Origin of the sequence: Paraburkholderia sp. CI3, assembly GCF_050436505.1 — a bacterium.
GTDB classification, from domain to species: domain Bacteria; phylum Pseudomonadota; class Gammaproteobacteria; order Burkholderiales; family Burkholderiaceae; genus Paraburkholderia; species Paraburkholderia tuberum.
Genome location: NZ_JBNDMI010000004.1, coordinates 1,699,117 through 1,722,165, shown reverse-complemented (window position 1 = coordinate 1,722,165; position 23,049 = coordinate 1,699,117). Strand labels below are relative to the sequence as shown.

20 protein-coding genes and 5 pseudogenes are annotated in these 23,049 nt (G+C 62.1%); 13 read left to right on the top strand and 12 right to left on the bottom strand.

Annotated features, from left to right (window positions below):
* Positions 1-24: 24 nt before the first annotated feature.
* From OKW29_RS29275 to OKW29_RS29260, 4 genes and pseudogenes are all read right to left on the bottom strand, one after another.
* Positions 25-444, bottom strand: coding sequence for a hypothetical protein (locus OKW29_RS29275; RefSeq protein ID WP_429293540.1), 420 nt, complete (start codon positions 442-444; stop codon positions 25-27).
* Positions 445-585: 141 nt separating this feature from the next.
* Positions 586-801: pseudogene (locus OKW29_RS29270) on the bottom strand (TolC family protein); the annotation flags it as partial.
* A pseudogene (locus OKW29_RS29265) lies at positions 801-2,118 on the bottom strand (efflux RND transporter permease subunit); the annotation flags it as partial. The pseudogenes OKW29_RS29270 and OKW29_RS29265, both read right to left, overlap by 1 nt.
* 440 nt (positions 2,119-2,558) lie before the next feature.
* Positions 2,559-3,227 carry a substrate binding domain-containing protein gene (locus tag OKW29_RS29260; protein ID WP_429294963.1) on the bottom strand — a complete coding sequence of 223 codons (669 nt, stop codon included), beginning with the start codon at positions 3,225-3,227 and terminating at the stop codon, positions 2,559-2,561.
* A gap of 3 nt (positions 3,228-3,230) precedes the next feature.
* Between OKW29_RS29260 and OKW29_RS29255 the strand changes: the two genes are divergently transcribed.
* Complete coding sequence (locus OKW29_RS29255; RefSeq protein WP_429295026.1) at positions 3,231-3,353, top strand: hypothetical protein; 123 nt, start codon at positions 3,231-3,233, stop codon at positions 3,351-3,353.
* A gap of 39 nt (positions 3,354-3,392) precedes the next feature.
* Here the strand turns inward: OKW29_RS29255 and OKW29_RS29250 are convergent.
* The 8 genes and pseudogenes from OKW29_RS29250 to OKW29_RS29215 all read right to left on the bottom strand — a co-directional run.
* Positions 3,393-3,446: pseudogene (locus tag OKW29_RS29250) on the bottom strand (hypothetical protein); the annotation flags it as partial.
* Positions 3,447-3,719: 273 nt separating this feature from the next.
* Positions 3,720-3,890 carry a hypothetical protein gene (locus tag OKW29_RS29245; protein ID WP_429293539.1) on the bottom strand — a complete coding sequence of 57 codons (171 nt, stop codon included), beginning with the start codon at positions 3,888-3,890 and terminating at the stop codon, positions 3,720-3,722.
* A 57-nt stretch (positions 3,891-3,947) separates the two neighbouring features.
* Positions 3,948-5,081: an amidohydrolase family protein gene (locus OKW29_RS29240; RefSeq protein WP_429293538.1), complete on the bottom strand. Its 1,134-nt coding sequence runs from the start codon at positions 5,079-5,081 to the stop codon at positions 3,948-3,950.
* A 36-nt stretch (positions 5,082-5,117) separates the two neighbouring features.
* Positions 5,118-6,785 carry a cation/acetate symporter ActP gene (gene actP / locus OKW29_RS29235; RefSeq protein WP_429293537.1) on the bottom strand — a complete coding sequence of 556 codons (1,668 nt, stop codon included), beginning with the start codon at positions 6,783-6,785 and terminating at the stop codon, positions 5,118-5,120.
* A complete protein-coding gene (locus OKW29_RS29230; protein WP_429294962.1) occupies positions 6,782-7,120 on the bottom strand; it encodes a DUF485 domain-containing protein in 339 nt (112 codons plus the stop codon). Before OKW29_RS29230 ends, actP begins: the two co-directional genes overlap by 4 nt.
* Positions 7,121-7,220: 100 nt before the next feature.
* Positions 7,221-8,444, bottom strand: coding sequence for an FAD binding domain-containing protein (locus OKW29_RS29225; protein WP_429293536.1), 1,224 nt, complete (start codon positions 8,442-8,444; stop codon positions 7,221-7,223).
* Positions 8,445-8,446: 2 nt separating this feature from the next.
* On the bottom strand, positions 8,447-8,932 hold the full coding sequence (locus tag OKW29_RS29220) for a VOC family protein (protein ID WP_429293535.1): 486 nt from the start codon (positions 8,930-8,932) through the stop codon (positions 8,447-8,449).
* A gap of 226 nt (positions 8,933-9,158) precedes the next feature.
* Positions 9,159-9,833 (bottom strand): TetR/AcrR family transcriptional regulator, encoded by a 675-nt coding sequence (locus OKW29_RS29215; protein ID WP_429293534.1) that lies wholly within the window; start codon positions 9,831-9,833, stop codon positions 9,159-9,161.
* Between the two features lie 301 nt (positions 9,834-10,134).
* Between OKW29_RS29215 and OKW29_RS29210 the strand changes: the two are divergent.
* From OKW29_RS29210 to OKW29_RS29155, 12 genes and pseudogenes are all read left to right on the top strand, one after another.
* Positions 10,135-10,479: pseudogene (locus OKW29_RS29210) on the top strand (thiamine pyrophosphate-dependent enzyme); the annotation flags it as partial.
* 243 nt (positions 10,480-10,722) lie between these two features.
* Complete coding sequence (locus OKW29_RS29205) at positions 10,723-12,900, top strand: FUSC family protein (protein ID WP_429293533.1); 2,178 nt, start codon at positions 10,723-10,725, stop codon at positions 12,898-12,900.
* Positions 12,897-14,402, top strand: coding sequence for an efflux transporter outer membrane subunit (locus OKW29_RS29200; protein WP_429293532.1), 1,506 nt, complete (start codon positions 12,897-12,899; stop codon positions 14,400-14,402). The genes OKW29_RS29205 and OKW29_RS29200 overlap by 4 nt, the downstream gene beginning before the upstream one ends.
* A complete protein-coding gene (locus OKW29_RS29195) occupies positions 14,386-14,586 on the top strand; it encodes a DUF1656 domain-containing protein (protein WP_184073695.1) in 201 nt (66 codons plus the stop codon). Before OKW29_RS29200 ends, OKW29_RS29195 begins: the two co-directional genes overlap by 17 nt.
* Before the next feature lie 63 nt (positions 14,587-14,649).
* On the top strand, positions 14,650-15,609 hold the full coding sequence (locus tag OKW29_RS29190; protein WP_429293531.1) for a biotin/lipoyl-binding protein: 960 nt from the start codon (positions 14,650-14,652) through the stop codon (positions 15,607-15,609).
* Positions 15,610-15,796: 187 nt separating this feature from the next.
* Complete coding sequence (locus tag OKW29_RS29185) at positions 15,797-16,234, top strand: PRC-barrel domain-containing protein (RefSeq protein WP_184073693.1); 438 nt, start codon at positions 15,797-15,799, stop codon at positions 16,232-16,234.
* Positions 16,235-16,524: 290 nt separating this feature from the next.
* The gene (locus OKW29_RS29180; protein WP_429293530.1) at positions 16,525-18,348 is read left to right on the top strand and encodes a PAS domain-containing sensor histidine kinase; all 1,824 of its coding nucleotides are present in this window, start codon (positions 16,525-16,527) and stop codon (positions 18,346-18,348) included.
* Positions 18,338-19,036: a response regulator transcription factor gene (locus OKW29_RS29175; protein WP_184073691.1), complete on the top strand. Its 699-nt coding sequence runs from the start codon at positions 18,338-18,340 to the stop codon at positions 19,034-19,036. The genes OKW29_RS29180 and OKW29_RS29175 overlap by 11 nt, the downstream gene beginning before the upstream one ends.
* Positions 19,037-19,373: 337 nt before the next feature.
* Positions 19,374-20,330, top strand: coding sequence for a helix-turn-helix domain-containing protein (locus OKW29_RS29170; RefSeq protein ID WP_429293529.1), 957 nt, complete (start codon positions 19,374-19,376; stop codon positions 20,328-20,330).
* A complete protein-coding gene (locus OKW29_RS29165; protein WP_184073688.1) occupies positions 20,317-20,508 on the top strand; it encodes a hypothetical protein in 192 nt (63 codons plus the stop codon). Before OKW29_RS29170 ends, OKW29_RS29165 begins: the two co-directional genes overlap by 14 nt.
* Before the next feature lie 97 nt (positions 20,509-20,605).
* Positions 20,606-21,019 (top strand): DUF3331 domain-containing protein, encoded by a 414-nt coding sequence (locus OKW29_RS29160; protein WP_429293528.1) that lies wholly within the window; start codon positions 20,606-20,608, stop codon positions 21,017-21,019.
* A gap of 569 nt (positions 21,020-21,588) precedes the next feature.
* Positions 21,589-22,863 (top strand): annotated as a pseudogene (locus tag OKW29_RS29155) (IS256 family transposase).
* The last annotated feature ends 186 nt before the right edge of the window (positions 22,864-23,049 follow it).

Genomic DNA, 23,049 nt, shown 5'->3' with positions numbered 1-23,049 from the left:
GCGATGCGCCTTCTTCTGCGCGATTCACACTTGGATATGAGTTGTCCAAACCATTTTACGGCGTCGTTCTTCGGCACGCCCAGTTCCGGCAGCGCCGCGCCGATCGCGGTCACGCCGCCGCCGATCGCGGCGCCTTCGAGTGCCGAGATCACGGCGGCGACGATCGGTCCCGCAAGGCCGACCACACCGAGACCGGGTACGAGAAACAGCGCCGGCGACAGCAGCAGGCCTCAGATGCCGCCCCAGAACGCGCCCGGTCGTGCCCCACGACTTGATGCGGTCGCTGACGGTGTAAAAGCCGACCGCGTGTTCCTCGGAGTGATAGCCGTTGCCGACGATCGACAGTTTGGTCATGTCGAAGCCGTTCTGGCTCAATTCCTTGACGGCTTCGTCAGCGGCGTCGTGGCTCGAAAATGCGGAAATGACGATGTTGTCCTGACTCATTTTTTCACCTCTCTGGTAGCTATCACGATGATGTCGTTGCATGGAATGCGGCGCGGGTTGTCAGTCGCGTTCGCGAAAATCGGGTGTCGCAAAGGCAAAGCGGTCTATCTTCCCAATTCGCAAGGCGGCGCCGCTACGAAATCAGTCGGTGCCTTGCGACAATGCCAGTGTTGCGCGGTCCCAGCCGCCGCCGAGTGCTTTCAGCAACTGCACGCTTGCCTTCACGCGTCGCGCCTGAATTTGCGCTTCGGTGCGCTCGTTGGAGAGCGCGATGGTCTGCTCGGTGACGACATCGAGGTAACTCACCGCGCCGGCCCGATAACGGTTCTGCGTGAGCCTGAGCGATAGTTCCGCGGCGACAAGGTCGACACAAAGGTCGGCACGGCGATTTCGCCCGATCCATTCAGGATTGCATCGTGCAAGGGCTCGCCGTTCTCGAGGTGATGGGTAATGTTCTCGATCGCCACGGTGGCGTCGTCGACGAGAATGCCAACCGCCAGCGCGAGGCCGCCTAGCGTCATGATGTTGATGGTCTCGCCAAGCGCGGAAAGTGCGATCAGCGAGGTCAGCACGGCAAGCGGAATCGACACGGCGATGATGAGCGTGGCGCGCCAGCTACCCAGAAACAGCAGGATCATCACGGCTGTGAGGCACGCCGCGATCATTGCCTCGCGCACCACACCGGTGATCGCCGACTTCACGAACGCCGACTGATCCGACAGCGGAGTGATGACCAGCGCCTTCGGCAGCCCCGCCGCGATCTTCGGCAGCATGTCCTTGACCTGCTGGATGATCGTGAGCGTCGAGGCGCTGCCGGTTTTCTCCACCTGCAGCAGCGCCGCGCGCTTGCCGTCGCTGCGCACGATATTGGTTTGCGGCGCATAACCGTCGATCACGTGCGCCACGTCGCGCACGTAGACCACGCCGCCGCCGATCGTCTTGATCGGCAGGTTGTTCAGCGCGGCGACCGTGTTGCTGCTGCCGTTCATCTGCACGTTGTATTCCTTCGTGCCGATCTTTGCGGTGTCGCCCGGCAGGATCAGATTCTGCGCATTCACGGCGTTGACCACGTCCGCGGGTGCGAGGCCTCTCGCCTGCAATGCCTGCGGATTGAGTTCGACCATGATCTGGCGGATCTTGCCGCCGAACGGCAGCGGTACGGCCGCGCCTTGCACGGTCGCGAGCTGGGTGCGGATGAAGCTGTTGCCGAGGTCGTATAGCGTCTGTTCAGGAAGCGTGTTGCTCGACAGTCCCAGTTGAAGCACCGGCACCGTCGACGCGTTATACGTAATGATGTTCGTCGGCAGCGTGCCCGGCGGCAGCACGCGCAAGATCGAAGCCGAGTTCGACGCGGCCTCGGCAATCGCGCGATTGATGTCGGCGCCGGGGTGAAAAAAAGATCTTCACGACGGAGACGCCGTTGAGCGATTGCGATTCGATGTGTTCGATATCGTCCACGTCCGTGGTCAGCGCGCGCTCGTAGTTCGAGGTGATCCGGTGCGCCATGTCTTCGGTGGAAAAGCCGTTGCACGACCAGACAATGCTGACTACCGGAATGTCGATGTTGGGGAAAATGTCCTTAGGCGTGCGCATGATCGCAAGCGGACCGAGGCTGAAAAGCAGGACGGCCAGTACGATGAACGTATACGGTCGCTGCAAGGCGAGTCTGACGATCCATCTAACGGTTTCCTGATGACTGAAGCTTGCCTGGCTTCATGCGCGCACGGCACGCGGTGGGATGTTGGTGTCAGGTGAGCCGGGGCGCTCACATGGGATGACTGAAGCGTAGGGCATTTCGGCGCAGAAGGATTCACTGCGGGACGTTGTCATGCGAATTTGCACTGCGAACCGTTCTCAGCGGACGCGACGGCATCGGATGCCGGTTTCGCTTCAAACGTGACCACGCGGCAAGCAGGCCTTCAGCCATGCGAATCTGAAAAATGCGGGCAATCAGGAAGACAAGCCCGTTCGCGTTGCCAAAATCAAGAGATGGTAGTACCCAGCGGAGTACCGCGATTATCGCGGGAATTATTTACGAGGGTTTTTAATTTTCGTTCAGGTTTGGAAGTTGCAAGCGATAATTTAATTCGGCGGTTTTCTCAGATCCTTGTCCTTCAAGGCTGAAACGCCAGTTGAGCGGGTGTGGGCACGGCCGCCGGCGCCAGATTCGTAATTCGCAAATCGATTTTCTGTTTGAGAGCCACGACCAGAAATTCAACGAAGGTCTTTATCTTCGCATCGACGAATTGACGGGACGAATAAACCACAAACACATTGGTGGTCTGAAGTGGATACTCTGGAAACAGTTGGACCAGTTTGCCCTCCCTGAGTTCGTCCACAACCGAATAGGTCGGCACGGCGCCCACGCCGGCGCCCGCCAGCAGGGCAACCCGCAATGCCTGCATATTGTTGACGACGAAATGCCCGGCCGGCTCCGTTTCACCCACGGCATCGCCGGCAAGCTCGGACCGCCACTCGGCGGGCGGATCGAAAGACGAACTGGTTTGCATGAGCGCGTGGTTCGGCAGATCGGCGATGGTGCGGATCGGATGCCGCGTGAGGTAGTCCGGCGCGGCGACCAGAATACGCTCGCACCGGCCGATCAGCCGGCTCACATTGCGCGAATCCGGTAACGACGAAGCGGACACGATCGAGACGTCGAACTCGTCTTCGATCAGATTCGCCATATGCGGCAGCAGTTTCAGATCAACCGACACCGCGGGAAAGGCGTGCCGGTATTCGACAATAGTGGACGTCAACTGTTTCAGGCCGATGTCGGGCACGGCATGCACCCGCAATTTGCCGCGCGGCAGCGTGTGCGCGTCGCTCGCTTCCGCATCGGCGTCGTCGATATCGGCGAGGATTTTCTTGCAGCGCCGGTAATAGCGCTCGCCACACTCGGTGAGTGAGACGCTGCGCGTGGTGCGCTGCAGGAGTCGCGTGTGGAGATGCTCTTCGAGCGATACCACGGCGCGTGAAATATTACCGGCGCTGCAGTCCATATGTTTGGCAACTGCGCTGAAATTACCGGTTTCCGCGACTCGCGAAAACACGCGCATGCTGAAGATTCTGTCCATAGCCGCTGTGACCTCTTGATCGGGTTGATTCCGACAACACGTCTTGCCTGATGTGGAAACAATACGATCCGCGGCGGCCTTGCGCTAGCCCTACATTGGGCTCGCGCTGTCACTCATGCATTCACGCTTCTCATCCGCACGTATAGGGGTTCCCGACGGTTGGCGGGAGGCAGGAGGAAAACGCCGGCCGTTGACGCGTCATGGCGAACCCGGTCCGAACGATTGCGCGAGCCGTGGGCCTTTGAAGGTGGCTTTTCGTTTGATCGAATCTTGGCGTGTCACGGCTGAATGATGCCTGTACGAACTGGCGGCTGCTTCCCGCTTCAGGACAATTAATAAAATCAGCACGCCGGCGAATGCCGCCGCCATGATTCCCGCCTCGGTAATCGAACAGATGCCCGCCGTGGTAGGGGCGGGCGATCTGCGTTAAATCTTCAGCAGGTGTGTCGCATTGCCGCCGAGAATCAGATTCTTTTGCTCGGGCGGAAGGTCGAGGCGATCGAGGAAAGTGACCGGCTGCTCGTAGCCCATGTCGAAGCAGTAGTCGCTGCCGAGCACCAGCCGGTCGATGCCGATGTTCTGGATCAGGAAGTCGAGCACGGGACCGGAATGCGAAACCGTGTCGTAATTGAAGCGGCGCAGGTAGCTACTCGGCTTCTGTGCGAGCCGCCGCGTTTCGGGGCGCACCGTCCAGCCTGCGTCGATGCGGCCCATCAGGATCGGCAATGCGCCGCCGGCGTGCGGCAACGTGATGTTCAGCTTCGGATGCCTGTCCATCACGCCGCCGAGGATCAGATGCGAGCCGGCAATCGCGGTGTCGAACGGATTGCCCAGCAGGTTGCTCAGGTAGTAGTCGCCGAGTCGCGCGCCGCCGACCGTCTGCTGCGGATGCAGAAACACCGGCAGGTCCAGTTGTTCGATGCGTGCGAAGACCGGCTCGAACAGCGGGTCGTCGAGATCCCGGTTGTTGATGTTGGTCCCCATGTAGACGCCGCGCACGCCCGGCAACCCGGATGCGCGTTCGAGTTCGTCGATCGCGTCGTGCGCGTTCAGCATCGGCAGCGTGGCCAGTACGACGAAACGGTTCGGATACTGCACGTGTATCGCGGATGCCGACGCGTTCCACGTTCTCGCGAGTTTTGCATTGAAGGCGCGGTCGGCCCAGTACGCCATCGGCACGCTCAACGACAGCGCTTGCATATCGACACCGGAGGCGTCCATGTCGGCGAGCCGTTCGTCGATCTTGATGAACTTCAGCGGCAGGGGGCCGAGGCCGCCGGCGGGCGTCTGGAAGCTGAAGCTGGTTGCGTTGCACGTGAATTTGCCGCCGAACTTTGCGCCTTCGCTGCCCACCAGTTCGCAATAGCTCTCGGGGTAGTAGTGCGCGTGAATATCGATCGAGCGGCCTTTGCCCGCGGCGCCGGCTTTGCCTGCAACGCCTGCGGCGGAATTCGTGGTGGCGGCCGTGGCCGGCACGCCCGAGGCGAGGCCGCCGGCGAGTGCGGCCATCGTTCCGAGCAAGCGCCGGCGCTTCGGTGAAATACAGCAGCTGCAATCCATGCGTCAGTCTCCGTTATAGGTTTCGAATGTCGGGTGTCAGCCGTGCTTGACCATGCCCAGTTCGCAGTCGACGAGCTGGTTGCCGTACAACGCACGCTCGCGGGCTGCGCGTGCCGAGGTGTCGGTGATCGAGAAAAACACCACGCCGGCGAAGGCGACGATCATCGAGAACAGCGCGGGATATTCGTACGGATAGATCGCATGCGCGTGACCGAGCACCTGGACCCAGACGGTCGGGCTGAGGATAGTCAAGGTCACCGCCGAGATCAGACCGAGCGAGCCGCCGGTCACCGCGCCGCGCGTGGTCAGTCCGCGCCAGTAGATCGAGAGCAGCAGCACCGGGAAATTCGAGCTGGCCGCGATCGAGAAAGTCAGGCTTACGATGAACGCGATGTTCTGCTTCTCGAATGCGATGCCCAGCAGAATCGCGAGCACGCCGAGCACGAGCGTGGTGATCCGCGATACGTGCATTTCTTCGCGGTCCGTGGCGGCGCCGCGCCGGATCACGTTGGCGTACAGATCGTGCGAAACCGCCGAGGAACCGGCGAGCGTCAATCCGGCAACTACCGCGAGAATCGTCGAGAACGCCACTGCGCAGATGAAGCCGAGAAACACGTTGCCGCCCACTGCATGCGCCAGATGGATCGCCACCATGTTCACGCCGCCGATCACCGCGCCCGAGGCGATGTGGTATTGCGGATCGGTAGCCACCAGCGCGATCGTGCCGAAGCCGATGATGATGATCAGCGCGTAGCCGATGCCCACAATCCCCGTTGCGTACAGAATGCTCTTGCGAGCGGCTTTGGCGTCGCCCACCGTGAAGAAGCGCATCAGGATGTGCGGCAGGCCCGCCGTGCCAAAGATCAACGCGAGACCGAGCGAGACAGCGGACACCGGATCCGACACGAGACCGCCCGGGCTCATGATCGCCGCATGTTTCGGGTGCGCGAGAATTGCCTGCGAGAACAGCGCATTCATGCTGAAGCCGAAGCGGCTCATGACCATGAATCCCATGAACGCGGCGCCCGCCAGCAAAAGCGCCGCCTTGATGATCTGGATCCACGTGGTGGCGAGCATGCCTCCGAAGAACACGTACACCACCATCAACACGCCGACCATGACCACGGCAGCCGTGTAGTTGAAGCCGAACAGCAATTCGACGAGCTTGCCGGCGCCGACCATCTGCGAGACCAGATAGAGCAGCACGATCACGATCGAACTCGACGCGGCAAAGGCGCGAATCGGCCGTTGTTGCAACCGGTACGACACCACGTCGGCGAGCGTATAGCGGCCCAGATTGCGCAGTGGCTCGGCGATCAGAAAAAGAATGATCGGCCAGCTGGCGAGAAAGCCGATCGAATAAATCAGGCCGTCATAACCGCTCGTGAAGACGAGCGCGGAAATGCCGAGCAGGGACGCAGCGGACATATAGTCACCCGCGATTGCCCAGCCGTTCTGGAACGCGGTGATCTTGCCGCCCGCCGCGTAGTGGTCGGATACGCTGTTGTTCTTCTTCGCCGCCCAGCGGGTGATGAACAGCGTCGACGCGACGAACAGCAGGAACATACCGATTGCGATCGGATTGTGCGAGCGCGTCGGCGCCGCGCTTTCGGCGGCAGCGGCCGGCAATGCGATGAACGCGCTGAAAGCGCCAGACAACATTGCGCTGACGAGCGGACTGCGCGAATGAGAGAGTCGTTTCATTGCTGTACTCCTTGCCGGATTTCATTCACGGCGTGGTCATGCAAGGTGTTGGCGCGCGCTACATAAACCGCGACCAGCACGAACGTGAAGACGAACATGCCGAAGCCGACTGGAATGCCCCATGTCGCGGGATAACCTTCGACAATCGGCCGGCCGAGCAGCGCCGGCGCGAACGCAAGCGTGAGGATGAAGGCGAAGTACACGGCCAGCATCAGGACCGTGAGGATCCACGAGAAGGTGCGGCGCTTGCGGACGAGCGTGCGAAAGCGCGGATCGTCGAGCAGCGGATTCGCCGCAGGCGGCGGCGGGTCGGTGGCGGCGTACTGCGCGCTCATCGAATAGGTTGGGGCGCCATGTTCCACTTTGTCTCCTTTCGAAACGGCTTCTCTTTGGTGCAGCAACAGCAACTCGGAGCTGCCATCACTGCAATGAATATCAGAAGCGCGCAGGTACCGCGGTTTCGCGCATCACGGCGTCCGGCGTGCGATAGCGCTCGGTCATTTCACGGTCGACTTCGTTCTTCAATTGCGCCTGCATGTACGCGCCGAGGTGGCGTGCGTGCTGCACGATTGCTGCGCCCACCTGGGTGCGTTCATTGCTATAGACCGAGAGCGCGTCCTGCACGCCGCTGTGCGCATTGAGCGCCTTGACGAGTGCCATGGCGTCGCTGGCTGCCTTGGTCACGCCCATGCCGCAATGCGGCCGCGCGACGAATGCGGCATCGCCAAGCAAGGCGATCCGGCCGAACGCCATCTGCGGTACTTCGAGATCGAAGATGGGCTGGAAGAGCGGTTGCGCGGCCTTGGTCACGACTTCGCCGAATTGCGGCGCGAGTAGCGTGAGCGCCGCGTCTTCCATGTCGGCGAGTACTTCCTGGCGAATCAGTGTGGGCGGAATGCCGCCTACCCAGCGTTTGCCGGCCGCATCGGTCAGCAGGTTCGGCAACTGAATATCTTCGCTGGTCGCGCGATACCAGACGAAGTTGTAGCGGCGCTCGCCCGGCGTCGTGCTGTTGCCCTGGCCGGCAACCGGATAGCCGAGAATCTGCTCGCGCGGCGGCAGGCAAAACGCGAACTTCTCGAACAGCGCGTCGCGGGTTTCGCGCGACAGCGCGGCTTCGTCGACGAGGCCACGCCATGCGACATAACCGGCGTATTGAAGCCTGACGTCAGGCAGAAAACGCTCACGAATCGACGACTTGAAACCATCTGCCGCAATCACGATGTCAGCATGCAGTACCGTACCGTCGCCGAGCGTGACGACCGCCTGATCGGGACCGTCCTGCACCGAGGCGACCGTGCCGCCAGCGTGGTAATGAACATCCGGAAGCGCGGCGCGCAAGACGTGGTACATCTTGCCCCACGCGGTCAGCGTTTGCGGCAGATCGCGCTCGGACAGCACGTCGCCGTTCTGGGCGAAGGTCACGCGTGACTGCACCTTGACGCCGATCGAGTCGTCATATTCGATACCGGCTGCCGCGAGTGCTTCGAATAGTTCGGGGTGCGTGACAATACCGGCGCCGCGCCCGGCCAGTTCATCCGGAACGCGTTCGAACACGTCGACGTCCCAGTCGTTGCGCACCAGCAGATTGGCCACGAACAGTCCGCCCAGCGAACCGCCGACGATGATCGCCCTTTTACGCGCAGAACTTTGGGTCATGGTCATTCTCCTGCGTTGACGGCGGATTGTGCGATGGCCGCTTGTACTTCGGTGAGGCGGCTGATTTCTTCGGCGGGGAAGTTGAGTTCGACGGTCACGCCGGACGGGTCTTCGATAAACACCTGATGCAGACCGAGGCTCGGCACCGTGCGATCGCGCCAGGCGATGCCTTCGGCCTTCAGTGTGTCCCACATTGCTTCGACGCCGGTGGCGAGAAACGCGATGTGGTCGACGGTGCCGGTTCCGCTCGTGGGCAACGTCTTGTCGCCCAGATATGCGGTGAGTCCGGCGGGATTGTTCGGATCGGTACCGATGACATGGACCGTGCCGAAGTCGGCTTCATCGCCGCCTTTGTAGAGCCATGCGCCCGGAAAGTCGAAGGGCGGACGGTAGCCCTGCCTGAAACCGAGGATCCGCTCGTAGAAGCGGCAGGATTGCTCGAGATCGGTGGTGCGAATCGAGTAGTGGGCAAGTTTTGTAACGGGCATCTTCGACTCCTGCTATTTATCGATCGATTAGTGATCGATGGATAAATTGTAGGTGAATGCACGAGCAGGAGAAAGCGGCGTATCGCAGGTGTTTACCCTGAAATACGCGGGCGGCACGAGTGCAATGAGAGCGGAAAGGGACGGCCGGCCCGCTGGCCGGCGTTGCTACGAGGTGTGGCGCGGAGTCCGGCGCGGGCAGCCATGCGGACCGCGCGGTGGGCCGGAGTCAGGCCCTGGAGCTGGTTTTCGCGCGGGCGAACTCTTTCGAAGCGTGCCCGAGCGCGGCGGGCACGCCGTTGAGAAATGCGTCGACCTGACGGGCGATATGGTCTTCGATGTCGTCCGTGACCGGCAGGCCGTAGATCCATTTGCGCACGCCGAGATAGAAGATGCTCGCGTGCAGACTCCAGATCAGCTCCAGATCGATTTCGCGTTGTTTCGCGCCGGTGGGCGCGGGCAGCTCGTAGGCCGAGCGGATTTCCGCCATGACCGGCAGAAAGACGCGCTCACGCAGCCGAGCCAGATATTTGGAGTTGATGCCTTCGCGCGTCAAGCCGGCGAAGATGAAGATCCGGATCCACTCGCGTCGCAAGATCACCTCGGAATACGACGAGTAGAACCTGACCATACGTTCCTGGATTGGAACCGAGCGGTCCTTGATCAGGTGTTCCCAACTCGAGTCCCATTGATAGACCTCTTCGTACACGCGGTCGATCAATGCTTCCTTGCTGGGAAAGTAGCGGTACAGAAGCGGCTGCGTCACGCCGAGCTGGCGCGCGAGTTCGCGGGTGCTGCCGGAAAAGCCATGCGTGGCGAAATGGTCGACGGCCTTCAGCACGATCTGGCGTTCCCGTACTTCAGGCGCGAGCCGGCGCGTGACGGGCTTCTCGTGCTCATGCATCTCGCTCTGCGCTGTCTCGACCGTCCGTACTTTTCTCGGCATGGCTTGTTGAGTACCCAGTATGTTCGGACGCATCATACAAAGATTAGCCTGGTCTGGCTAGGCGACGCTGCGGCATCGTTCGCTGGCGCAGTGCGTGTGAAACGCGCGTCGCGACGGGTTGTCCAAGATGATGGTGCGGCACGCAGAGGCCTGTCTGGTCGCGGCGCTGGACGGGGCGCTCGTGCAAGGATGCCGTTCGTTTCAGTTGCGCGCGGCGACCAGCCTCGGCGCACTCCGGCATGCGCAGGGGCGCAGTTGCTTCAACAACAGCCTGCTCGGCTTCGTCTCGATGGAGTTAAAGGCGGGTGGCTACCTCGACAGCAACGTCGATCTCGCCAAGACCGACTTCGCGGCAATCGCGAAGGGCGCGGGCATTTTCGGCATCCGCGTCGAGGAATCGGAAGATGTGGCGGCTGCGCTGAAGCAGGCGTTCGACCATCCTGGCCCGGCGCTCGCGGACGTCGTCACGTCCAAGCACGAGCTCGCGATGCCGCCCTCCGTCGAACTCGCCCAGGCCAAGGGCTTCAGCCTCTATATGCTGCGCGCGATCCTCAACGGACGCGGCGACGAGATCGTCGAACTGGCGCGCACCAACTTGCGCTAACCGCGCGAGGACGGTTGCGGCATGTCAGGGCGCCCGGAATCCCGGGCGCCCGCCCGAACGGCGCTCGCAGGCGGCGCATCAACTACATTCACCACCCAGCGCATGTGCAAAAAGCGTGCGAATCCGCAAAGCCGGCCATTCCTCCTGTCGCAGACTACACCTAGCAAATAGCGCGGTAATCACGAGGCCAGGGTGCCTGCGTGTCTGCCCACGAGTGCATGACGAGCGACAGACGAGAACCCTATGACCCCGCAAGCAGATGCCAGCAGCGCCGCCCTGCCTCGATGGCGGGAGGAGCTCAAGACCTACTGGATGGACGATGGCCCACGCTTCCGGCATATCGCGAAGGTGGCGATCGCGATGACGCTCGCGATGGGCCTCTGCATGCGCCTCGAACTGCGCACGCCGGCCACGGCGATGGTCTCCTGCGTCATCGTGATGATGCATCAGCAAAGCGGCATGGTGATCGCGCGTGGTTTCTATCGTGGGCTGGGCATGGTGTGCGGCAGCTTCGCAGGGCTATTGCTCATCACGATTTTTCCTCAGCAGCCGCTGCTATTTCTCGGCGTACTGGCCGTATGGATCGGCGTGTGTGTGTTCGGCGCCTCGTACTACCGCAATTTCCAGTCGTACGGTTTCGTGCTGACCGGGTACGGCACGGCGATCACGGCGATACCGGTCTGGTCCAATCCCTACGGCGTCTACGACAACGTCGTGTTCACCGTCAGCGAGGTCGTGATCGGCGTGGCATGTGCATGCGTGATCAGTGCGGTGGTGTTCCCACGCTCGGTCGTGCCTGAGCTCTATGCGTCGAGTCGCAAGAATTTCACGGACCTGCTGAATGCGATGCACACGATGCTCGACCGTGCGACGAGCGTCGCTGGCTTCGACACGTTTCTCGTTCTGATTCGCGAGCGAGTCGGCGTCGAAAGTCTGCGCAGCGGGGCGGTGTTCGAGGACCCGTCGATCCGTTTGCACAACCATGTCTATCTCGACCTCGACCGGAGCTTTCTCGACACCGTCACGTGGATTCATGCGCTGCATCAATTGAAGGCAAGGGTCGCCGCCGAAGCCGATCCGCGCGCGCTCGCCGCAGCCGATGAAATGATCGACGGCTTGCTCGCCATTGTGCCGAACGAGGCGCAATCGGGGCTAATCACGACGGAACAGGTCGGGACTTTGTCGCGCCAACTCGGCGCTTTCGAGCGGGATTTGCCCGCGCACCTGGGCCGCCTGCTGCAATCCCTTGCGGATCTCTCGCCGCATCAGCGTCAGTTCGTTGCGACCGCAGGTGCCGCGCTGTTCTTTTCGATCGCCGATCTGCGGGTGATGTGCCGAAGCTACGTGGACGCACGCACGGTCGGCCGTCTGCCGTGGCCGCAATCGGTGCTTCAGGCGATCAGCCGCATCGGCCGAACGCGCGCGAGCGCCAACCGCACGTCCGCGACGATTGCTGGCGCGCGCGCGGCGGTGGCCGTGCTCGTGGTCGGCGCGGCGTGGATCGCGTCAGGCTGGGTGGGCGGTGCGACCGCGATCGTCGCGGTGGCGATTACGAGTGCGCTGTTCGCGCTCGCGCCCAATCCCGCGGTCGCGAGCTGGCAGATTTTCGGCGGTTGCCTCGGCGGCTGGCTCGCCGGTTTCGCGCTAAATTTCTTCATTCTGCCGCGTATCGATACGTTCGAATTGCTGGCTGCGTCGATGGCGATCGTCGTGATGGTCGGCAGTTATATGAACACGTTCGCGAAGACGGCGATTCTGGGGCTCGGCTTCAGCCTCTATTTCTGTTTCACTGTCGGCATCACCAATCCGACGGTCTACAACCCGAGCGCGTATCTCGACACCGGCTTTGCGCTGCTGTGCGGTATCGCGGTGGCCGCCGTCGCGTTCTCGGTTCTCGTGCCGCGCGCGGGCGACTGGATCTCGGCGCAGTACATGAAGCAGATTCGTGGACTGATTACGCACGACGCGCGCGAGGCCGACCTCGACGACCTGCTGTACGCATTCGAACTGAGCCTGCGGAATTTCATCCTGCAGATCGCGTCGGCACCGGTCGACGCGCGCGTGAATCGCGATCATCTGATCGGCTGGGCGTTCGCCGCGCTGGAGATCGGCCGTTCGATGATCCAGATGCGTCTCGATACGCACGAACTCGGCGCGGCGTTGCCGACGGGCTGGCCCGCAGAGCAGGACGCCTGGCTGGCGGCGCTCGCCGAGGTGTTCACGGCGGCCACGCCGCAGGCCGCCGAGGGCGCGCTGACAGCGACGCGGCGCGCGCTTGACATGCTGCCGCTCGGCGAAAACATCGCGGTGGACGCAATGACACTCACGCGCTACCGGATGCGGGCGCTGCTGCATTTCACCGAACTGACGCTGCGTGACGAGACCCTGACGCTGTGGCAAAAGCCGGAGGTGCAGGTATGAAAGCGCCTTGTCTGGCCTTGCCTGTGCGCGCAACCTGTCGGGCGCTTTCCGCCGCGCTCGCCTCTGCGCTGTTGCTCTCGGCCTGCATCACGAGCGGAGGGATTCACACGCACGAATCGATGATCGACCCGACCACGCTCGATCCAGGCGCCGCGCTGCGCGCCACGCAAGCCGACGCGAAATGGCCGGCGGGCGGCTGGTGGCGTCAATGGAACGACCCGCAACTCGACACGCTGGTGCAGGACGCGACTGAGGGCAATCCCGGCTTGCGCGCGGTCGAAGAGCGGATCGATGCGGCGCGTTTCCAGGCGCAGATCGCCGGCGCCGCCGAGTTGCCGCAACTCGATGCAAGCGGCAGCTTCGAGCGCCGGCGCTATGCGCGCTACACGACCCCGGCGCCGCCGGGCGGCACGACGGTGTGGAGCAACAGCATCCAGGCGGACCTTTCCTATGATCTCGATCTGTGGGGCAAGTCGCGCGCGATTCGCGAAGGCTCGCTGGACAATGTGCACGCGACGGCCGCGGACGCGCGTTTCGCGGAGGTCGAATTGCAGACCGCCGTGGTGCGCAGCTATGTCCAGTTGTCGCTGCAGTATTCACTGCTCGACGTCTACCGTGCCGTGCAAACCGAACAGCAGCGCACCCTCGACATCGCGATGCGCCGCTGGCACGCGGGCGTCGGCAGCGGACTCGAGGTCAGCCAGGCGCAGACGCAACTCGCGATGAGCACGACGCGGGTGCAGCAGGCGCAACAGCAACTTGCGCTCGAGCGCATCAGCATCGCCGGGCTCGCCGGCAAGGGGCCGGGTTACGGCGATTCGCTGCGCCGTCCCAGCCTCGCGCTGAGCGTGCCGGTGAGTTTGCCGGCATCGTTGCCGGCCGAGTTGATCGGGCATCGCGCGGACGTGGTGGCGGGGCGCTGGCGTGTGCTCGAAGCGGACAAGGGCATCGACGCGGCGCACGCGGATTTCTATCCCGACATCAACTTGCTGGCGACAGCGTCGCTGGGGTCGGCGGCGACCTTCGGCGGCTTCTTTAACTTTCTCAATAGCGACGGCATGGGCCACGGTGTGGGCGCGGCGATCTCGCTGCCGATCTTCGACGGCGGCCGGCGGCGCGGCAATTACGGCGTCGCGGTGGCCTCCCGCGATGCCGCCGTGGACGCGTACAACCAGAGCATCGTGAACGCGATGCAGGGCGTCGCGGCGCAGGTGGTGTCGTTGCGCTCGCTCGAGCAGCAGCAGGCATCGGTTGAGAACACGCTGGATTCGGCGCGCAAATCTTTCCAGCTTGCTGACACCGGTTATCGCAGCGGCATCACCGAATTCCTGAACGTGCTGGCGGCGCAGAACGAACAGTTGCAACAGGAAGAAAGCCTCGCGGCGATTCAGGCCAAACGGCTCGATGCATGGGCGCTGCTGATGAAGGATCTGGGCGGCGGCTACGTGTCGACGCCGCCCGATCATGCAGCGCAGGGAGTGGCCAATGCCCGGGGAAATTGACCTCTTTTCATTGCTCGTGCCCGGCCTGCTGCCGATTCTCGCGGGCTGCGTGCTGTTTTTTGTCGTCCTCGACCTCGTGCTGGCGAGGCTCGGCTTCTATCGCTTGACGTGGCACCCGAGCCTGTTCCGGGCCGCGATGTTCGCTGCGCTGTTCAGCGGCGCGTCGCTGCTGTTGTGGCGATGAACCCCGACGGACATCCATTCCCATGAATCCACTGACTGCTCACGCTCACGCCAGGTCACCAAGATGAAAACGCAATCCATCCTGCGCGCAGGTTTCACGCTCACGCTTCTCGTGGTGGCGATCGTGCTGGTTCGCATGCTGTGGCTCGACTATATGTTTGCGCCGTGGACGCGCGACGGGCGCGTGCGCGCACAGGTCGTGCAGGTCGCCACCGACGTGTCGGGGCTGGTGAGCGAAGTGCGGGTCAAGGACAACCAACTGGTGCGTAAAGGCGACATTCTGTTCCTGCTCGACCCGGCGCGCTTTCACTACGCGGTCGCGCAGGCCGACGCCGATCTGCTGCGTGCTCAGGCGCAAATGGCTCAGGCCAGGGCGCGGATGGCGGCGAGCGAATCCAGCTTCGCCATGAAGCGCGCTGAGGCAGCGCGTCGCGCCAACGTCGCGGGCGACGTGATCTCGGACGAAACTCGGCTGGATTCGGCCTCGGTCGCCAAACAGTCCGCATCCGACTATTCCGCCGACGTTGCGGCCTACGGCGCGGCAGAAGCCGCCGTCAAAGCGGCTGTGGTGGCGCAGCAGACGGCCGTGCTGAATCTCACGCGCAGCGAAGTGCGGGCACCGTCCGACGGTTTCATCACCAACCTGAACCTGTATCCCGGCGATTTCGCCACGGCCGGCACCGCACGCATGGCGCTGATCGACTCGCATTCGTTCTGGGTTTACGGCTATTTTGAAGAGACGAAGCTGCCGCACGTGCATGTCGGCGACCACGCGGTAGTGCGCTTGATGTCGGGCGGCAAGGACATTCAGGGACACGTCGACAGTCTGGCAAGCGGGATTGCCGACCGCGACAACCCGACCAGCAACGGCGATCTGCTGGCGGACGTCAATCCGATCTTCACGTGGGTGCGGCTCGCCCAGCGCGTGCCGGTGCGCATTCACCTCGACGAGATTCCCGCCGGCGTCAAGCTCGCGATGGGCATGACCTGCACGGTCACGCTGCGGCCGCAGGGTGCCCACTGAGCCGGGCGCGGCGCCGGATCGCAGTGCGTACGCAAAAGGTATGCACGCCATCGTGCGAATTCGAAAACATGTCGAGCGAAACGGGTTGAGAATATCGGTCAGCAAGCGCGGCAAGCAGCACGTTAGAAGCAGTCACCGCATTGCGATCAGCCGTTTTCAATCAACGCATCTCATGGGGAAAATCATCATGAAAGCAAAGTGGGCACTGGTATTCCTGGCGGCGTCGGCGTTCGGCACGGTGTGCCAGCAGGCAAACGCGCAGATCGCGGGCGCGCAGCCGATCGGCATCAGCGTCGAGCAGGCGCAACTCGTGATCGAAGGCTGGAGCGTCAAGAAGAGCCTGCTCGGCAACAGCATCTATAACGACAGCGGCGAGAAGGTCGGCGTGCTGCACGACATCATCATTGCGCCGGATGACGCTGTTTCGTTCGGGATCGTGGCGGCTCACCAGTTCCTCGGCGTGTCGCAGCACGACGTGGCGATTCCGATGTCGCAACTGGACTATGTGAACGGCAAGCTCGTCTGGGCCGGCGCGACGCGCGACGTGGTCAAGGCGTTGCCCGTATTCCAGTACGCAAAGGTCCGCGCGGTTCCGATCGCCCGTAAGGATTTCGGCCACCATTGATAGATGGGCTTTTCGCGGCGGCGCGGGGCCGCCGCCGATATGATTTTGGAAGGTTTAAGGAAAAATAAGTACCGCCATTGACGCGGGCTCGCGCATGATGCTATTCAGATAGCAAGCTATCGCTCGCCGGTAGGGCTGAATGTCATCTGCTTTGACAGCCGCTTTGGCTGTCATCGTGACGGACCGGCCGCCGGTATTCGTCAACGAATGCCCGCTTCGAACGCCATGTCCACGCTCCCGTTATTTGCTACGCTCCGCTGCCGTCTGGCGGCCCATTGACCCGGGCCGTCATGAAAGCCTATCGCCGAGCCTTCCCAACGCTGCCACGCGACGCGAATGTCGTGTCGATGCTGGCCGCCGTCATCGCGCTCGTCGTTTTTGCGATCGACGCGCTGACGCCGCTCGATATCGCGGTTGCCGTCTTCTACGTCGTGGTCGTGCTGATGGTTGCCTCGAGTGGCAACCGTTCGACCACGGTCACGGCCGCGTGGGGCTGCGTCGTGCTGACATTGCTCGGCTTCGTGATGTCGCACGACGATGCGTATTCGAGCGGCGCGGTCGCGCGCTGCGCGGTGAGCCTGCTGGCAATCGCCGCCACCTCGATGCTCGCCTTGCGAAACCTGACTGCGACCACGACCTTGCAGGAGCAGGTCGAACTGCTCAATCTCGCCCACGACGCGATCGTCGTGCATGACATGAACGATCGCATCACCTTCTGGAACCGTGGCGCCGAGGCGCTCTATGGCTGGACCGCGCAACAGGCGCTCGGGCAGTCGCTGCAGGAAATGACGCAGACGTCCTTTCCGGTTCCGTCCGAACAGATCCGCGCCGAACTGCTGCGCTCTGACCGTTGGCATGGCGAGCTGCGGCGCGTACGGCGTGACGGCAGCGTTGTCGTGATTTCGAGCCGGGCCGCGTTGTGGCGCGACTCAAAGGGCAATCCACGTGTCGTACTTGCGACCAACAACGACATCACCGGCCGCAAGCACGCGGAGCAGGCGCTCGAGCGCAGCGAAGCCTTCCTGTGCGACGCGCAGCGGCTGAGCGCCACCGGCAGTATCGCGGTGCGCTTTCCAGATGGCGAGATGTGGTGGTCCGATGAGGCTTATCGCATTTTCGACTACGCACGCGACACCGTGCCGTCGCCAGAGGTGATTTTTGCGCGAACACATCCCGACGATCTCGCGCTCGTGCGTGGCGTATTCGAACAGGCTGCTGCCGGCGAATCGCTAGTCGACATCGAGCATCGGCTCGTCATGCCCGACGGCAAGACCAAGTACGTGCACTTCGTCGCCCGTCCCGCCACGACGGAGTCCGGCCACACTGAGTACGTCGGCGCGCTGATGGACATCACCAAGACCAAGCGGGCCCAGGAAGCGCTGGCGCGTTCCAACGACGAACTCGCCCACGTCACGCGGATCACCATGCTCGGCGAACTGGCTGCTTCGATCGCACATGAGGTGACGCAGCCGATCGCGGCGATCGTCACGTGCGGCGGCGCGGCGTTGCGTTGGCTGAACCGCCCCGCGCCGGAAATCAATGAGGCGGTACAGTCGGTCGCGCAGATGATTCGCGACGCCAAACGCGGGGACGAGGTGATTCAGCGAATCCGTTCGATGGCGAGAAAGCACGAACGTCTGCCGGCGACAGTGGACCTGAACGGCATCGTCGGCGAGTCGATCGCACTGGTGCGCCGCGATCTCGAGCGTCATCGCGTCGAGTTGCGGCTTGACCTCGCGCTGCCGTCGCTCACGGTATGCTGCGATCGGGTGCAACTGCAGCAAGTCCTGATCAACCTGATCATGAATAGCGTGCAGGCCATGGCGGAGGTCGCCGGGCCACGCACGCTGCGGATCGCCACGCGCAGTTTCGACGAAAGGCAGGCACAGGTGATCGTGCAGGACTCGGGCACGGGCATCAGCGAAGAAGACGCAGGACGTCTGTTCAGTACGTTCTTTACGACCAAGGCCGACGGCATGGGCATGGGCTTGTCGATCTGCCGCTCGATAGTCGAAGCGCATGGCGGCCGCATCTGGGCGGAGTCGCCGGCAACGGGTGGCGCGGTGCTTCAGTTCGTTCTGCCCATTGATGGAGGGAGTTGTCATGAGCAGTAATTCGCACAGCGAGGCAAACGCCGACGCCGGCAGCAATGCGAGCGCCGCGATGGTGTATGTCGTGGACGACGACGAGTCGATGCGCGACGCCGTCAGCAACCTGTTACGCTCGGTGGGCCTGAGCGTCGAAACCTTCGGTTCCGCGCAGGAATTTCTTGCGTTCGACGTGCCAGACGTGCCGAGCTGTCTGATCCTCGATGTGCGCCTCAAAGGACAAAGCGGGCTCGCCGTGCAGGAGCAGATGTCCGCGAGTCAGTTGGGTATGCCAATCGTTTTCATGACCGCGCATGGCGATATTGCGATGACGGTCAAGGCGATGAAGGCCGGCGCGAAAGACTTTCTCGCCAAGCCGTTTCGCGATCAGGACATGCTGGACGCCGTCGCGCACGCATTGGCGAGCGACGAGAAGCGACTTGCGACAAGCCGTTCGGTGGCGGATCTACGTCGTTGCTATGACTCGTTGACGACGCGTGAACGTGAGGTCATGGCTTTTGTCGCCACCGGTCTGATGAACAAGCAGATCGCGGGCGAAATGAACCTGAGTGAAATCACGGTGAAGATTCATCGCGGCCAGGCGATGCGCAAAATGGGTGCGCGCTCGCTTGCCGATTTTGTGCTGAAGGCGGAAGCGCTCGGCATCAAGGCGCCACAAGTCACGACGACGCCGGCGCGCAGTTCGCGTGCCTGATCGCGTTGGGTCGTGTGTGAAATCGCTGCATAAGCGCAGCCTCCGCAGCCCTGACGTCATACGCAGGTATCGGTAATTCACCGTTTCTGTTCAAGGAACACGGCAGCTCTCCAATCATTCCGACACGCGCCGGGGCATACCCCCGCCCGGCGCGGCGCAGCGTCGGCTGCACGCTTCGGGATACGACTAAACCTGGATATGAGACGACCCAACCATTGGTCATTTCAGGCAACCGTATGTAGAGCTAGTTGGACGCATTGCCGTGCGATACCTTGGAGTCAATGCAGCGCCGCTCTTAACCCGCACTGATTCACCACTTAACCCGGATGACCAGATCATGATCAGCTCGTCGACGTTATATGCCGAACCCGCAGTGGGTGTTGTCCAGAAGAGTCGGGTGAGCCGGATCGGCACGGAGCATCAATGGCGTTTCCCCTGTGCCGAAGATGGCGAGGCGCGCGAACGCGGCGATATCCTCGTGTCGCGCTGGACTCGCAACGACACGCAGCCGCTGGAGGTCGTCAATCCTGGCAGCACTGCGCATCATTGCATCGCGATGAATCTCAAGTGCACGTCCCTGACGTTCTCCCATGCTGGCCGTACGCTCGTGCGCGGCAGGATGACGGCGGGTGCCGTGCAGATCACCGCGCCGAACGTGGCGTGCAGTGCCGTGTTCGAGTCGGCGGGCGATGTGTTGCACCTGTTTGTTTCGCAGCAGGTGCTCGGCGAATGCTTCGAAGATATGTTCGGCCGCCCGCACGCGGGCGATATCCGGGTCGACAATCCCAAACTCGTGCGTGACCCCGCGCTCGAACGTCTTGGCCAGGCGCTTGCCGTCACCCAGTCGGACGACGCCGCGCTCGGCAAGGTTTTCACCGACAGCGTGAGTCTCGCGATCGTGTCGCGCGTGATCGCACGGCATTTCACCGTGGTCGATCGGCAGACCCGCGAGGCGAGCGCGTTGCCGTCATGGCGCCTCAGCCGTGCGATTGAGTTTGTCGACGCGCACCTGTCCGAATCGATCGGACTCGCGGATATCGCCAACAGCACAGGGCTCACGCGGATGCATTTCGCGTCGCAGTTCCGTCGTGCGACTGGCATGCGTCCGCATGAATATCTGCTGCGTCGCCGGATCGAACATGCGCAACACCTTTTGCGCGAGTCGAAGCATAACGTGCTCGACGTTGCGTTGAGCTGCGGCTTCCGTTCACAGGCTCACTTTACGACGGTGTTCAAGCGCCTGGTCGGCGAGACGCCGCATTGCTGGAGGATGAAGACGAATGTCGATCGTTAAACAGATTCACGCGTTTCTCGAAGTGAGCGAAAGCTTTCTCCGGCAGACCGGAGCCGGGGTGATGAGCGATGGATGGTCGCCGCTCGATGGATTGGGTGTGGTGGGCAATACGGAAAACAACGGCAATGGCAATCAGAGCGGCAATGCCATGCCGGCGTACAGACAGGACGGTGCATGAGCGCAATCGAATGCGCGGATAGAGGCAAACGGTGCTGACCATTTCTGGCGGGACCGTCTCGATGATCAACGGGTTTTACTAATACAGGAGTGCCATCATGCTGACGAAGGCGAGTTTTACCGATCCGTGGCTGCAGACCCTTGGGTTGTTATCGATTTTGTCCGGCGATGTCGATGCGGGTGCAGTCGATGTGGCCGCTGTTGCGGCGCGCGGTGGGTGCAAAGGCGCGCATTTGCCTGTCATGGGTGAACGGTTCAATGTTCAGGTGCATGTTATCGACCGGCCTACGCAGTCGACTGCCACTGTAGTGTGGAGGGATCCGACGCAGTGCTCGTATGGCGATCAGGTTTGGCACGCGACCCGGGCGCGTGTGGCTGGGGTTTGTGCTATGAGTGGGAGGGCCATTCGGGCTGGTGATGCTATTTATAGGCCTAGGCCTTGCAGGCCGGCGCCGCTTAATGCTGGAGCTATGATTTTGCGGTGTGTTGTTAATGAGGCGGTTTCGGTTTGATGTTTTTGCCGTGGGCTTTGGGTTGGTTTGGTGTTGTTGGCTTTTCTTGAATTCTTGGTGGTCTATTAGCTGTATTAGCGTTGCCCCTGTGCGGGCACTTACTTTCTTTGCCGCGGCAAACAAAGCCGCTTGAACCGCCGGTGCTATGAGTGATCAGCGGCGCGTTATCCGCAGTGGCCCCGGGGCATCCGGCGCGTCGCGCACTCCGCGTGAGTAACATTGCCATCGCACATCCCGTCTCGCACTACGTGCTCGCCGGATCGGTTCATCCCACACCGATCGCTTCGTCTCGCGGCGGCGCCGACCCTCGGCTTTGTGCTTCAATGTTTGCCACCCCATTTCGAATTCTCGTTGTCCTCCATTGTGAGTTCACGGCAGTGCGCGGGAATTCCTTCGAATAGCTAACCGTATCCTGTCCACCTCGGCGCGGTCGGGTCGAGCACGTCTCGGACGGGCACGGATCCCGGAGGCGCGCACAGTTTGAGCACATCGCCGAGGCGAAGCTGACGGCGGACCTATCCGCGATTTTGTGGGCGAGGCATATATCATGAAGGGCGAAAGTCATGGATATGCCAATCATGAAGAAGAAACGCACTGTGGCCTCTCAGGCAGCGGCCCGAGGGCCGCTGCCTGAGAGGCCGGAAGGTCTGCTCGACGAACTGGTGAAGGGCCCGATGACGCCCACCGAGGTTCAGGACCTGACGCTGGCGTTTAACACGGCCCTCATCGAGCGCGCGATGGGCGCCGAGATGAACATGCATCTGGGCTACCCTGCGGGCAAGCCCCAACCCTCTGGGCAGACCAACGAACGCAATGGTGCCAGCGGCAAGACGGTGATCACCGAACGCGGTCCGGTCAGGGTTGATCTGCCGCGCGATCGCGAGGGCAGCTTCGAGCCCATCCTGATTCCCAGACAGGAGCGCCGTTTCACGGGCTTTGATGAACGCATCATCGCAATGTACGCCCGGGGCAAGAGCGTGCGCGAGATCCGGGCGTTTCTGGCAGAAAGCTACGGCACCGCGGTGTCACCCGATTTCATCAGTTCAGTCACCGATGAAGTGATGGCTGAAACGCTCGCCTAGCAAAGCCGTCCACTTGAGCCGATGTATCCGGTGATGTTCTTCGACGCGCTACGCGTGAAGATCCGTGACGACGGTGTGGTGAGCAACAAGGCCGTGTATCTCGCGCTGGGCATTCAGGCCGATGGCCAGCGTGACGTGCCCGACCTGTGGATCGAACAGACCGAGGGCGCGAAGTTCTGACTCAAGGTGTTCAACGAACTCAAGACGCGTGGATGCCAAGACATCCTGATTGCGGTGGTCGACGGACTGAAGGGACTAGCCGAGGCAATCGGCGCGGCCTACCCGCGCACGGCCGTGCAGACCTGCATCGTGCATCTGATGCGCAACAGTCTGGAATACGGGCGCTACAAGGACCGCAAGGGCGTCGCCGCAGCGCTGCGTCCGATCTACGCAGCCGCGAGCGAACAGGCCGCGCAACAGGCGCTGCAGTCCTTTGCCGAAGGACCATGGGGCGCGAAGTATCCGACCATCGTGCAATCCTGGCAGCGCGCGTGGCAACACGTCACGCCATTCTTCGTGTTTGCGCCCGCGATCCGCCGGGTCGTGTACACCACCAACGCCATCGAGAGTCTGAACATGCAACTGCGCAAGATCATTAAGACCCGTGGACACTTCCCCAACGACGATGCCGCCATCAAGCTGCTCTGGCTGGCGCTGCGCAATGTGCTGGCCAAGTCCGTGCGAGCCACATTCGACTGGAAAACAGCAATGAACGAGTTTGCTATCCTGTTTGGCGAGCGCTTTACCCGCGCTCGCGGATAAGGATTTTTAAATAGCCTCGCACACAAAATCACGGATAGGTCCGCACAGGGGGCAACACTAATAAACCACTAAGCCAGGAAACACCAAAACGCGCAGTAAAAACAAAAAAAAGTCAAAAAACGCCACCTCCCAAAAAGAGCCAGCGCAAAATAACCAAAAAAAGCCACGGTCAACCGCGCCCTGGCG